At 73.3% G+C, this 12,486-nt stretch carries 9 protein-coding genes; 8 read left to right on the forward strand and 1 reads right to left on the reverse strand.

Features of this window, described 5'->3' with window-relative positions:
- Positions 1–36 precede the first annotated feature (36 nt).
- The 5 genes from ABVB68_RS25290 (at position 37) to ABVB68_RS25310 (ending at position 8,074) form a co-directional block, all read left to right on the forward strand.
- Complete coding sequence (locus ABVB68_RS25290) at positions 37–1,710, forward strand: PP2C family protein-serine/threonine phosphatase (protein ID WP_503006239.1); 1,674 nt, start codon at positions 37–39, stop codon at positions 1,708–1,710.
- On the forward strand, positions 1,707–2,777 hold the full coding sequence (locus ABVB68_RS25295; protein ID WP_353603421.1) for a cobalamin B12-binding domain-containing protein: 1,071 nt from the start codon (positions 1,707–1,709) through the stop codon (positions 2,775–2,777). Before ABVB68_RS25290 ends, ABVB68_RS25295 begins: the two co-directional genes overlap by 4 nt.
- Entirely contained in the window at positions 2,774–3,169 is a 396-nt protein-coding gene (locus ABVB68_RS25300) for an STAS domain-containing protein (protein WP_353603422.1), read from the forward strand. Before ABVB68_RS25295 ends, ABVB68_RS25300 begins: the two co-directional genes overlap by 4 nt.
- A 418-nt stretch (positions 3,170–3,587) precedes the next feature.
- Positions 3,588–7,766, forward strand: a complete 4,179-nt coding sequence (locus tag ABVB68_RS25305) for a SpoIIE family protein phosphatase (protein WP_353603423.1) — start codon at positions 3,588–3,590, stop codon at positions 7,764–7,766.
- Complete coding sequence (locus ABVB68_RS25310; RefSeq protein WP_353603424.1) at positions 7,766–8,074, forward strand: STAS domain-containing protein; 309 nt, start codon at positions 7,766–7,768, stop codon at positions 8,072–8,074. Before ABVB68_RS25305 ends, ABVB68_RS25310 begins: the two co-directional genes overlap by 1 nt.
- Positions 8,075–8,325: 251 nt before the next feature.
- Here ABVB68_RS25310 and ABVB68_RS25315 read toward each other — a convergent pair whose 3' ends face one another.
- Positions 8,326–8,760 carry a MarR family transcriptional regulator gene (locus tag ABVB68_RS25315; protein WP_353603425.1) on the reverse strand — a complete coding sequence of 145 codons (435 nt, stop codon included), beginning with the start codon at positions 8,758–8,760 and terminating at the stop codon, positions 8,326–8,328.
- A 200-nt stretch (positions 8,761–8,960) separates the two neighbouring features.
- On the opposite strand from ABVB68_RS25315, the gene ABVB68_RS25320 reads away from it, so the two are divergent.
- From ABVB68_RS25320 to ABVB68_RS25330, 3 genes are all read left to right on the forward strand, one after another.
- Positions 8,961–10,133 carry a PP2C family protein-serine/threonine phosphatase gene (locus ABVB68_RS25320; RefSeq protein ID WP_353603426.1) on the forward strand — a complete coding sequence of 391 codons (1,173 nt, stop codon included), beginning with the start codon at positions 8,961–8,963 and terminating at the stop codon, positions 10,131–10,133.
- A gap of 138 nt (positions 10,134–10,271) precedes the next feature.
- Positions 10,272–11,147, forward strand: a complete 876-nt coding sequence (locus ABVB68_RS25325) for an STAS domain-containing protein (protein ID WP_353603427.1) — start codon at positions 10,272–10,274, stop codon at positions 11,145–11,147.
- A gap of 119 nt (positions 11,148–11,266) precedes the next feature.
- Positions 11,267–12,448 carry a PP2C family protein-serine/threonine phosphatase gene (locus ABVB68_RS25330; protein WP_353603428.1) on the forward strand — a complete coding sequence of 394 codons (1,182 nt, stop codon included), beginning with the start codon at positions 11,267–11,269 and terminating at the stop codon, positions 12,446–12,448.
- Positions 12,449–12,486: the final 38 nt, after the last annotated feature.

Consider the following 12,486-nt stretch of genomic DNA (forward strand, 5'->3'; position numbering starts at 1 on the left):
AAGGTGGTGGGGCACGCATCATGCGTGCCCCTGCTTGTGTGCGCTTTTCGCGGCTCTCCGACCAGCCCGCGTGACGCCGCCGCCAGTGTCGGTGCGACGTGGGGCGACGCCCCCTACCCGGTACTGGTCGTCGACCACCATGGCGGCTTGGTCCAGATCAATCAGGCGGCCCGGTCCCTGCTCCCGGGCGCCGTCCACGGCGACCGGCTGCGCGACGTGGTGCCGGCCTGGCTGTCCGACGCCCACCGGCGCCTCGTCCACCGGCCGGACGGTTCGCCGTCCGCCCCCTCGACCGGGACCATCGACGAACGCGTCTTCGCGGCCCACCCGTCCGCCGCCACCACCGACGGGGACGTGGTCTGGTGGCTGGTGGACGACACCGACCGCAGTCTCGCCGAGCAGGCGCTGTACCGGGCCCGGGAGCGGACGAACCTCCTCGCCGAGGTCTCCAGCAGTCTGCTGTCGACGCTGAACGTGCCCCGGTGCATGGAACTCGCCGCCTCCCTGGCGGCCGAGCACCTGGCCGAGGCCGCCGTCCTCGTCTCCCCGCCGCACGGGCGGCGCCACACCCTCAACTACGCGGTCCGCGGCGGCTCCGCGGCACAGCAGACCCGGCAGATCGACCCGCGTTCCGTCCCGGGCCTCAGCGAGGCGCTGCAGGGCTTCCCGCCCGTTCCCGCACGCTGGATCAACCCCGACGACATGCCCGACTGGCTGCTCCCGGACGGCTTCCGCGGATCGGCCGGTTCCGTCATCGTGGCTCCGCTGCCCGGCCACGGCGTGCCCGCCGGGGCACTGGTCCTGCTGCGTTCCGGCTCGGAGAAGAACTTCTCCGAGGACGAGGAGGTCTTCGCCCGGCTGTTCGCGGCCCGGGCGGGTGCCGCCCTGTCGGCGGCCCGGCTGTACGCGGAACAGACCGCCATCACCGCGACGTTGATGCGCGAACTGCTCCCTCCCGCCCTGCACCGCACGCACGGCGTGGAGTACGCGGCGGGCTACCGCCCGTCCAAGGACCACGAGCGGGTCGGCGGCGACTTCTACGACTTCCATCCCGCGGCCGACCCCACCCAGGAGAGCCTCGTCGTCCTCGGGGACGTCGCGGGCAAGGGCCTGGACGCCGCCGTACTGACCGGCAAGATCCGAAACACCCTGCACGCCCTGCTGCCCCTCGCCGCGGACCACCGGAAGGTGCTGAACCTCCTCAACGGCGCGCTGCTCAGCTCCCACCACACCCGGTTCGCCACGCTGGTGCTCGCCTCCGTGTGCCGCCGGGCCGGACGCGTGCACCTGCGGCTGACCAGCGCCGGGCATCTGCCGCCGCTCATCGTCCGCAACGACGGCCGGGTCGAACAGGTCCCCACGCAGGGCTCGCTGGTCGGTGCCCTGCCCAAGGTGACCGCGCAGACGGTCGAGACGACGCTCGCGCCGGGGGAGACGTGCCTGCTGTACACCGACGGCATCACCGAGGCGCGCGGCGGACCGCTCGGCGAGGAGTTCTTCGGCGAGCCGCGCCTGCAGCGCGTACTGGCCGAATGCGCGGGGATGCCCGCCGAGGCGGTCGTGGAACGCGTCCAGATGCTCGCCTCCCAGTGGCTGGGAGGCGGCCGTCACGACGACATGGCCGCCCTCGCCATCAGCGCCCCGAAGAGTGGACCGCTCACGATCGCGGGCGGCCACGCCCGGCAGCCGCTTCCCGGGGAGAGCGAGTGATCCACCCCGACAGGGCGGCCGAGTCACGCGACCGGCTCTGGCAGGCCGTCGCCGCCGGTGACGAGTACGAAGCGGTCGGCGCCGTGCGGACCGCACTGGCCGCCGGACTCGACGAGGAGGCGCTGCTCCTGGACGTCATCGCGCCGGTGCAGGAGAAGGTCGGCACCGAATGGGCCGCCGACCGCTTCACCGTGGCCCAGGAACACGCCGCCACCGCCATCAACGAGCGTGTCGTCGCCGCTCTCGCCCATCAGCGGCCGCGGAACTCCGCCCACCGCGGACGGATCACGGTCGGCTGCGTCGACGGTGAGTGGCACGCCTTCCCCGCCCGGCTCGTCGGCGAGGTGCTGCGCCTGCGCGGCTGGCAGGTCGACTATCTCGGCGCGCAGACGCCCACCCCGCACCTGGTCGCCCATCTCCACCACACCGATCCGCGGGCGGTGCTGCTGTCCAGCTCCCTGCCCACCCACCTGCCGACCGCGCACACGGCCGTCACCGCCTGCCAGGCCGTCGGGATACCGGTGATGACCGGCGGCCGCGCCTTCGGCCCCGACGGCAGGTATGCCCGGGCGCTGGGAGCCGACCGCTGGGCCGCCGACGCCCGCGCCGCCGCCGCGGCGCTGGAGAGCGGTATCGCCCGGCCCGCCCCCTCGGCCGTGCGGCAGGTGGTGGACGACCTGCCGCACCTGGCCGACCAGGAGTACACGATGGTCGTCCGCTCCCGGGGCCGACTGGTCAAGCAGACCCTCGCGGACCTGGAGGACCGTTTCCCCGCGATGCGCGGGTACGGCGAGGCCCAGCGGGAGCGGACCGCCGAGGACGTCGCCCACATCATCGACTTCCTGGCCACCGCGCTCTACGTCGACGACGCCCAGGTCTTCACCACGTTCCTCACCTGGACCGCCGGCATCCTGGAGGCGCGACAGGTACCGGCAGGCTCCCTGCCGGCCGGACTCGACGCGATGAGCGAGCAGTTGCGCGAGTTCCCCCGCACCCTCGGTCTGCTCCGTGACGGGGCCGCCGCGATCGCCTCCCGTCCCGAACCCCGACCCGGCACCCACGTATGAGCCAGCATCAGCCCAGCGAATTCAGCCTCACGGTGACCACCGAGCCGACCACGCTGACGGTGTACGTCGCGGGCGAGCTCGACTACGACACCGGCGACGACCTGGTGACCGCGTTCGCCGGCCACCTCGGCCGGCATCCCGCACCACGCGAGGTGCGGCTGGACTTCCGTCACCTGACGTGGATCGACTCCTCCGGCCTCGCCGCCCTGCTGATGATCCACCGGCACGCCGGCGCGGTGGGTGCCGAACTGCGCCTGGACAACCGCCCCGGTTTCCTCGACGACCGGCTCCGCCTCACCAACGTCTTCGAGCACCTCGTCGGGCCCGGCCGCTTCTCGGACCCCGGCGCCTCCAGGGCCGACGGTGACGCCACCCGGCTCGGCGTGACCTGACCGAAGCCCCGACCGGCACACCGGTCCGCATCCGGCACCGGCTCGCGCGACGACGCGATGCCGCCGCCCGGACGGCTCACAAGCCGCTGAACACGGGCTCGCTCACCTGCCGCTGACCAGGGGCCCGCTCAGGATCCGCCGAGCACGGGCCCGCTCACGAGCCGCCGACCAGGGGACCGCTCACCGGCCGCTGCTCACCGAGCGGCTCGCGGCCGTTTCCGGTCCCCGACCGCGGAGGGCGGCCGGATCCGGCAGAATGTCCTGGTCTGCTCGTCCCGCGGCACCCGTGGCGTTCGGGAAGCGGGACGGATGGAACGTCCCGCCGGGGGCATACGGGCCTCGCTGAGCCGGCCGGTCGCGTCGGCGCAGCCGGTCCTCGTGCGGACACGAGCCGCACTTGGAAGGATCGGAGCCGGGGATGGGCGAAGGGGACGGGGTGGACGACGAGGCTCGGCGCGTGGCGGACACGGCGCGTCCCGCGGGCGCGGGCGCGGTGTTCGCCGGCGACCGCGAGGTGGGTGCCGACCTCGCCGCCGTCGACTGGGTGGCCACGCCGCTCGGTCCGCCGGACCGCTGGCCGCAGAGTCTTCTGACGGCCGTCGGCATCATGCTCTCGTCACGGTTCCCCATGTGGATGGCGTGGGGACCGGAGCTGACGTTCTTCTGCAACGCCGGCTACCGGCGCGACACCCTGGGCCGCAAGTACCCCTGGGCGCTCGGCCGGCCGGCTCGTGAGGTGTGGGCGGAGATCTGGCCCGACATCGGTCCCCGCATCGACCGGGTCCTCGACACCGGTGAGGCCACCTGGGACGAGGCGCTCCTGCTGTTCCTGGAACGCTCCGGCTACCCGGAGGAGACGTACCACACCTTCTCCTACAGTCCGCTGCACGACGACGCCGGGCAGGTCGTCGGCATGCTCTGCGTGGTCAGCGAGGAGACCGACCGGGTCGTGGGCGAGCGGCGCATGGCGACCCTGCGCGACCTGGGGTCCGACCCCACCGTGATCCGCACCGAGACGGAGACGCTGGCCTTCGCCTGCCGGCAACTGGCCCGCAACGCCAGGGATCTGCCCTTCACCCTGACCTATCTGTTCGCGGCCGACGGCGCCCGGCTGGCCGGCAGCACGGGCCTGCCCGACGGGCACCCGGCCGCCCCCGCGCTGCTGTCCGAGGACGGGCCGGACCAGCTGTGGCCGGCGGCCGCCGCGAGGCGCGGGGAGCCCGTGTGCGTACCGCTGGTCGAGGACGGGTTCGGCACCCTGCCCACGGGCGAGTGGCCGGAGCCGCCCGCCCAGGCGCTCGTCATGCCGCTGCTCCGGCAGGGCGGCGACCCCTACGGCTTCCTGGTGGCCGCCCTCAACCGCTACCGCCCCCTCGACGACGGCTACCGCGGCTTCATCGACCTGACGGCCGGTCACCTGGCCGCCGGCATCGGCAGTGCGCGCGGATACCGGGCACAGCAGCGGCGCGCGGAGGAACTCGCCGAACTGGACCGGGCCAAGACGACCTTCTTCTCCAACATCAGCCACGAGTTCCGTACCCCGCTCACCCTGATGATGGGCCCGGCACAGGAACTGCTCACCCGGCTGCCGGCCGCCGAGCCCTCGGTCCGGCAGGACCTGGCGGCCATCCACCGCAACGGCCTGCGGCTCGGCAAGCTCGTCAACAGCCTGCTGGACTTCTCCCGCATCGAGGCGGGGCGGATGGAGGCCCGTTACGAACCGGTCGACCTCGCCGCCGTCACCGCCGAACTGGCCAGCGTCTTCCGCTCCGCCGTCGAGCGGGCGGGCCTCGTCTTCGACGTGGACTGCGCGCCGCTGTCCCAGCCGGTCCACATAGACCGTGGCATGTGGGAGAAGGTCGTCCTCAACCTCCTCAGCAACGCACTGAAGTTCACCTTCGAGGGCACGGTCTCGGTCACCGTGCGGGAGCGGGACGGTTCGGCCGAGGTCCTCGTCCGGGACACCGGCGTCGGCGTCCCGGACGCCGAGATGCCCCGCCTGTTCGAGCGGTTCCACCGCATCAGCGGCACCCGCGCCCGCTCCAACGAAGGCAGCGGCATCGGCCTCGCCCTGGTCAGGGAACTGGTCCTGCTGCACGGCGGCACCATCACCGCCGAGAGCGAGGAGGGCAAGGGCACCTGTTTCACCGTCCGGCTGCGCTTCGGTGCCGCGCATCTGCCCGTCGAGGCCGTCGCCGCCGGTGAGCCGCACGACTCCGCCGTGACGGCGGCGCCGTACCTCCAGGAGGCGCTGCGCTGGCTGCCCGGCGAGGAGGCCCGCGAGGAGCGCGAGGACGCGGGAACGGAGACCGCTACGCCCGCCGCGCCGCGCACCGCCGGGAAGCCGGCCCGGGTACTGGTCGCCGACGACAACGCCGACATGCGGGAGTACCTCACCCGCCTCCTCACCCACGCCGGTTACCGCGTGTCCGCCGTGGCCGACGGGGAGCAGGTGCTGCGGGCCGTGCGCACCACGCCGCCGGACCTGATCGTGAGCGACGTGATGATGCCCCGCGTCGACGGGCTGTCGCTGCTCAACGCCCTGCGCCGGGACCCGCGTACGGCGTCCCTGCCGGTGCTCCTGCTGTCCGCAAGGGCGGGGCAGGAGGCGGCCATCGAGGGCCTGCGGGCCGGGGCCGACGACTACATGGTCAAACCGTTCGCCGCCGCCGAACTGCTGGCACGGGTCCGGGCGAACGTGGAACTGGCCCGGCTGCGCGGACACCACGCCCGGTGGCGCAACGCACTCGTGGACTCCCTGCAGGAGGCCTTCTTCGTCTGCGACGAGAACGGTGTCGTGATCGAGATCAACAAGGCCTTCACCGACATCCTCGGATACGGCCCCGAAGGGCTGCCCTACCGCCCGCTCCACCCCTGGTGGCCCGATGCCACGGCCGACCCGGACGGGCACCGGCAGTTCGCCGCCTCCTTCGCCGCCCTGCTGCGCGAGCGGCACGACAGCCGTACCGTGCCGGTCGTCCGCAGGGACGGGCGCCGCCTGTGGGTCGCGGTGACCTTCACCCACGCCCACGACCCCGACACCGGGCGCCGGATGATCGTCGGCACCTTCCGCGACGTGACCGCCGAGCGCTACGCCGTCCAGCGCGAGAGCGCGCTGGCCGCCCTCGGCACCCGGCTGTCCCAGGCGACCAGCCTGACCGACACCCTCGCGGCGGCCCTGGAGCAGCTCAAGGAGGTGTGGCGGGCCGACCGTGTCATGGCGGCCGTCTTCGCCTCCGGGGGAACGCCCTCCGTCACGGCCACCGACCCGGTGGACTGGCCGGACCTGCCCGAGCGGCGCCGGAGCACCATCACCGACCTGCACCGGGGCTCGCCGCTGGCCTCCGCCGCCGACGAGACCGGCGCCGGAACAGTGGTGGAGCATCCCGACGGCCCGATGGTGCTGTGGGTGGAGACAGGCGGGCACCGGCCCTTCGGCGACGAGGACCGGTTGCTGCTGACGCTGCTGGCCGGGCACCTGGCCCAGGCCCTCACCCGGGCCCACCAGTTCGACCTGCAGCGCGGGACCGCGCTCGCCCTGCAACGGGCGATCCTCGGTCCCTCCGCACTGCCCGGCGGCTTCGCCGTCCGCTACGAACCCGCCACACCGCCCCTGGAAGTGGGCGGCGACTGGTACGACACGATTCCGCTGCCCGACGGCAGGATCGGGATCGTCGTCGGCGACTGCGTCGGCCGGGGGCTGCGGGCGGCCGCCGTGATGGGGCAGCTGCGCAGCGCCTGCCGGGCGCTGTTCCTGCAGGACGCCAGCCCCGGGCGCACCCTCACAGCCCTCGACCACTTCGCCACCGGCATCGCCGGCGCCATCTGCACCACCGTCTTCTGCGGTGTCCTCGACCCGGACACCGGCGAGCTGACGTACGCGAGCGCCGGCCACCCGCCCGGTGTCCTCGCCCATCCCGACGGCACCGCCCGGTTGCTCGAGGACGGGCGCTCGCTGCCCCTGGGCGTGCGGCCGGGACGGCCACGGCCGGAGGCGACCACCGCCGTACCGGTCCGGTCGACGCTCCTGCTCTACACCGACGGGCTGGTGGAGCGCCGGCGGCAGAGCCTGGACAAGGGGATCGGCCGCGCCTGCGAGGTCCTCCGGGCCGGCGGTGACGTCGTCCTGGAGGACCTGGCCGCCCACCTCATGGACCGCCTGGCGCCGGCGGACGGCTACGAGGACGACGTGGTGCTGCTGCTGTACCGGCACCCGGCACCGCTCAGCATCTGCTTCCCGGCCGAGTCGGGGCAGCTGGCCCCCATCCGCCGCGCCCTGCGCAGCTGGCTCGGCTCCTGCGGGCTGCCGCCGACATCCGTGATGGACATCCTGATCGCGGCGGGGGAGGCATGCGCCAACGCCGTCGAACACGGCCACCGCGACGCTCCCGGTGCCGCCGTCCGGCTGCGGGCCGAAGCCTCGGCGCAACGGGTCCGGCTCACCGTCGCCGACAGCGGACGCTGGAAGGAACCCCGGGCCGTGGCGAACCCCCTGCGCGGCAGGGGGATCAGTCTCATGCGGGAACTGATGGAGCACGTGACCATCGACCCGGCCCCCACCGGGACCACCATCGACATGTACACGAGGATCCCCTGATGGCCACCCCACTCACCATCACGCCGGCCACACGGCACGACGGCACCTCGCTCCTCACCCTGGCCGGCGAGATCGACCTCAGCAACAGCGAGAAGCTGGCCCGGGCGCTGGAGGGTGCCCCCGGCGCCGTCGTCGTCGATCTGACGGCCGTCGACTACCTGGACAGCGCCGGTCTGAACGTCCTGTTCGCCCATGCCGAGCGTATCGAACTGATCGCCCCGTCGATGCTCCGGCCGATCCTGACCGTCTCGGGGCTCGCCGACCTCAGCACCGTGCACGCGCCGCCCGAGGCCGGTCCGGCGACCTGACGGACCGCACCGCTCCGTCGGCCGAGACCTGGACCACATCCGCGACAGATCCGCTCGAAGGCGGGTATCAGAAAAGACAGCGAGGGCCGAGCCACACCTCTATGTTGTCGTTTGACAACTATGATCACGAGGCAACAAAGTAGCCGTGTCGACGTACACGCGGAAGGGACTGGAATGCTGCCGTGGGCGGAGACCGTTCCGTGTGCTGGTCACCGCGGACGCGAAGGCGGGGCGTCGGTGCGCCCGCCCGCTCAGGCCGTCCGGCTGCCGGATCCCTGGGCGTCGTCGTGTATCTGTGTGGCCGCAGCGGCGCAGAAGGCGTCCAGCCCCTCCGCGAGCGCGACCCGCTTGGCGGCGGGCATCAGTTCGAGGACCGCCTGCAGCTCCGCCTCGCGACGTGCGCGCAGGTCGGCGAGGAACGCGCGCCCCCGGAGGCTCAGGTGCAGGCGCACCTCGCGCCGGTCGTCCGGGCTGGTCGCGCGCTCGACGAAGCCGGCGGCCTGCAGCCTGTCGAACAGGCGGCTGGTCGACGGCGGGGTGGACGCGAGCGACTCCGCGAGGGTCCGCAGGTTGATGCCGTCCTGGTGCTCGAGTATGTGCAGCAGGCGCAGCTGGGACGCGGACGCCGGCGCGGTGGAGGCCCGGCCCCACAGGACTTCCAGCAGCTCGGAGGCCGTGGTGGTCACACGCGCGATTTGCTCGGGCTCCGGGCGGCGGTGGAAGGCAGTCACGGTCACACTCTCGCAGGCACTGGGGTGCCCGTCAGCGTACTAGGTACAGGGCCGCCGGTTACCGATGTCCCCCGGACCGGCACGGTCGAAGAGGAAGCCTCGCCTCCTGAACGAGGCCCGAAGATTTCCGGCGAGAGATTGGCATTCTTTCCATCGTGAGCAGATTCCTCGCCGCTGAACGCGCTCTGCGTACAGCGGCCCCCCATGAGTTGCTGGACGCCGTGCGCCGCGTGCTGAGCGAACAGTACGCGGCCACGAACGTCGAACTGTTCATGGCCGACTACAGCCTGACGGTGCTGCAGCCGGTCTCCGTGCTGCCGCACACGCTGCAGCCGCTGTCGGTGCACAACGGTCCCGCCGGACGCGCCTTCGGCTCGCAGCAGCCGTACGCCGAGGACGGGCGCGACGGCCACGTACGGCTGCACCTGCCGGTCAGCGTGCGCGGCGACCGGCTCGGCGTGCTGACCGTGACGCTGCCCGAAGGCGAACTCGCCCGCGGTTGCGAGGACGAGCTGCGCGACATCGCCGATGTGCTCGGGCACGAGGTGGTGGTCGCCGAGCGGGACACCGACCTCTATCTGCAGGCGCGGCGCAAGGACCGGCTGACGCTGGCCGCCGAGATGCAGTGGCAGTTGCTGCCCGGCCGCTCGTGCTCCCGCCCGGAGTACGACCTCGCGGGGCAACTGGAACCCGCCTACGGCATCTTCGGCGACAACTTCGACTGGTCGGCCACCGCCGACCACCTGATGCTCTACGTCACCAACGGCATGGGCGAGGGCATAGAGGCATCCCTGCTGACGAGCCTCGCCCTCAACGCGCTGCGCAACGCGCGCCGGGCCGGTGTCTCCATCGCCGACCAGGCCGCCCTGGCCGATCAGGCCGTCTACGCCCACTACCGCGGCCGCTGCTACCTGTCCGTCCTCATGTTCGACTTCGACCTGGCCACGGGCCGGGTGAGCGTGGTGGACGCGGGTTCGCCGCGGATGCTGCGCCTTCGCAACGGCGTCGTGGAGTCCGTCACCCTCGACGCCCAGCTGCCGCTCGGCATGTTCGAGGAGACGGACTACGTGGCCCAGGAGTTCACGGTCGAACCCGGCGACCGGCTCGTCTTCGTCAGCGACGGCGTGCACGCCGTGGCCTCGCCCAAGGGCGAGCCCTACGGGGACGCGGCCCTCGCCCGGGCGATCCAGTCCACCCGGCTGCTCCCGGCGGCCGAGGTGCCGCGCGCCATCCTGCGCGAACTGACCAGCCACCGCGGCGAGGCGACACCGGACGACGACGCTCTCGTGGTGTGCCTGGACTGGCGCGGAAAGCCGTCCGGCCACTGAGCCCGCCGGCCCGGCGGGTTGTGGCGATCGTGTGTCGGTCGCATCGTTCACCCGCGCGGGGTAGTTGCCTTGTGGCAAGGATGGGGTGCGGACCCGCCGCCGAACGGCGTCGGACGTCACGACAGGGAGAAGACGCCGATGGCGCAGCGCGACACCGCCCGTGAGGCGGCCCACGACGTCGGGGCCTTCCTGGAGCGGCGCCGGGAACAGATAGCCCAGCGCTGGGCGGACGCCACCCTGTTCCGGACGGTGTTCACCGTCTCCCGGGACGAGGCCGTCGAGGCGAGCAGATCGGTGGTGGACGCCCTCGCCGAGGTGGCGCGTTCCGGCCGGCTCGAGGACATCCTGGCCTCCGGCTTCGGCGCCGTGAGGGAACAGCTCGGCCGGATGGCCGCCGCCCGCGGTCGCACCGGGGCCGTCCCGGCCCGGATCGCCGCCGAAGTCGCCGAACTGCGGGAACCCGCCGCCGAACTGCTGCGGGCCGAGGCCCCGGCCCGGCCGGCCGCGCCCACCCACGACCTTCTCCTCGCCTGGGCGCTCCTGATGGGCACCCTGCGGCTGGCGGTGATGGCGGCGGCGCTCACCACCGGCGACGAGCCGGCCGCGCGGCAGCGCCGGCAGTTGCTGGAGACGGCCACCCCCGTGATCGAGGTGTGGGAGGGCATCGTGGCCGTACCGCTGATCGGCACCCTCGACAGCGCGCGCGGCCAGGCCGTGATGGCGAACCTGCTGGAGGCGGTCGTCGCCCGGCGCGTGCGGTACGCCATCCTCGACATCACCGGCGTCCCGGCGGTCGACACCCTCGCCGCCCGCCACATCCTGCAGACCGCCGCAGCCACCCGGCTGACGGGCGCGGAGTGCGTCGTCTCCGGCATCCGCCCCGCCATCGCCCAGACCATCGTCGGCCTCGGGATCGACCTGGGAACGATCGTCACACGGGCCCGCCTCGCCGACGCGCTGCAGTACGCCCTCGACGGCCAGGGCGTCATCGTCTCGCCCGCACCCGGGAGCTGACCCGCGCCCCCGCGCCCCCGCGGGCCGGCGCCCGCGTGCGCCCGGCGGCCGCGGTCGCCGCCCCCGGGCGGCAGGCCCCGTTCCGCCGCACGCTAGTGTGGAGGCCGCAAGGGGAGAGGGTGGAGACCGTGGAGAACCGTGACGCACTGCCGTCCCCGGGGAGCAGGCTGCGCGCCGCTCCGCCCCACGCGCTGGTCGCCACGGCCGGGCGCATCCTCGCCGACCTCGTGGGCGCCGAGGACATGACGCTGCTGATGGCCGACTACGGACTCACCGTCCTGCAGCCCGTGTCGCACCTGCCGCACACCGAGCCGTCGGTGTCGGCCCACGAGGGCCCGGCCGGCACGGCCTTCATCACCCAGAAGCCGGTGGTGGAGGTCCTGAACGAGCGCGACACCCGGCTGGTGCACCTGCCCCTGACCGTCCGCGGCGACCGCGTGGGCGTGCTCTCCGTCCGGCTGCGCGCCGACGTGGCGGATCCCGCCACCGTGCTGCGGCTCGGTGAATTCGCCACCGAGCTGGCGCACGAGCTGGCCGCCGCCGACCGGGACACCGACCTGTACCTCCAGGCACGCCGCACCCGCCGCCTCACCCTCGCCGCGGAGATGCAGTGGCAGCTCCTGCCCGGGCGCGGCTGCGCGCGCCAGGAGTACGTCATCGGCGCTCACCTCGAACCGGCCTACGCCGTCGGCGGTGACAACTTCGACTGGTCCACCAGCGCAGACCGCCTCGTCCTCACGGTCACCGACGGCATGGGGCAGGGCATAGATGCCTCCCTGCTGACCAGCCTCGCCGTCGGCGCGCTGCGCAACGCCCGGCGGGCCGGCGTCGGCCTGGCCGACCAGGCGGCCCTCGCCGACCAGGCCCTGTACGCCCAGTACGCCGGCAAGGTGTACGCCTCCACGCTGCTGCTGGAGTTCGATCTGCCCACCGGCACGGTACGCGCCGTCGACGCGGGCTCTCCCCATCTGTACCGCCAGCGCGACGGGCGCACCGAACGGATCGAACTCGACGCCCAGCTGCCGCTCGGGATGTTCGAGGAGACGCCGTACGCGGAGCAGACGTTCGACGTCCGGCCCGGTGACCGGCTGATCGCGGTCAGCACGGGCGTGCACGGCGCGCGCGCCGCGACCGGCGAGGTGTTCGGGGAGTCCGTGCTGCGTCAGATCCTCGGTGCCACCCGCGCCGCGACCCCGCACGAGACGGCCCGCGCCGTGGTGGGCGGGCTGGTCGAGCACTTCGGGGGCGAGCAGCCCGTGTCCGACGCCGCCGTGGTGTGTCTCGACTGGAACGGCCGCTGACCTTCACCCGTCGGACATGCGCCCCGAGCCGGTCCGCG

Source organism: Streptomyces sp. NPDC096012, assembly GCF_040426375.1.
Taxonomy (GTDB): Bacteria; Actinomycetota; Actinomycetes; order Streptomycetales; family Streptomycetaceae; genus Streptomyces.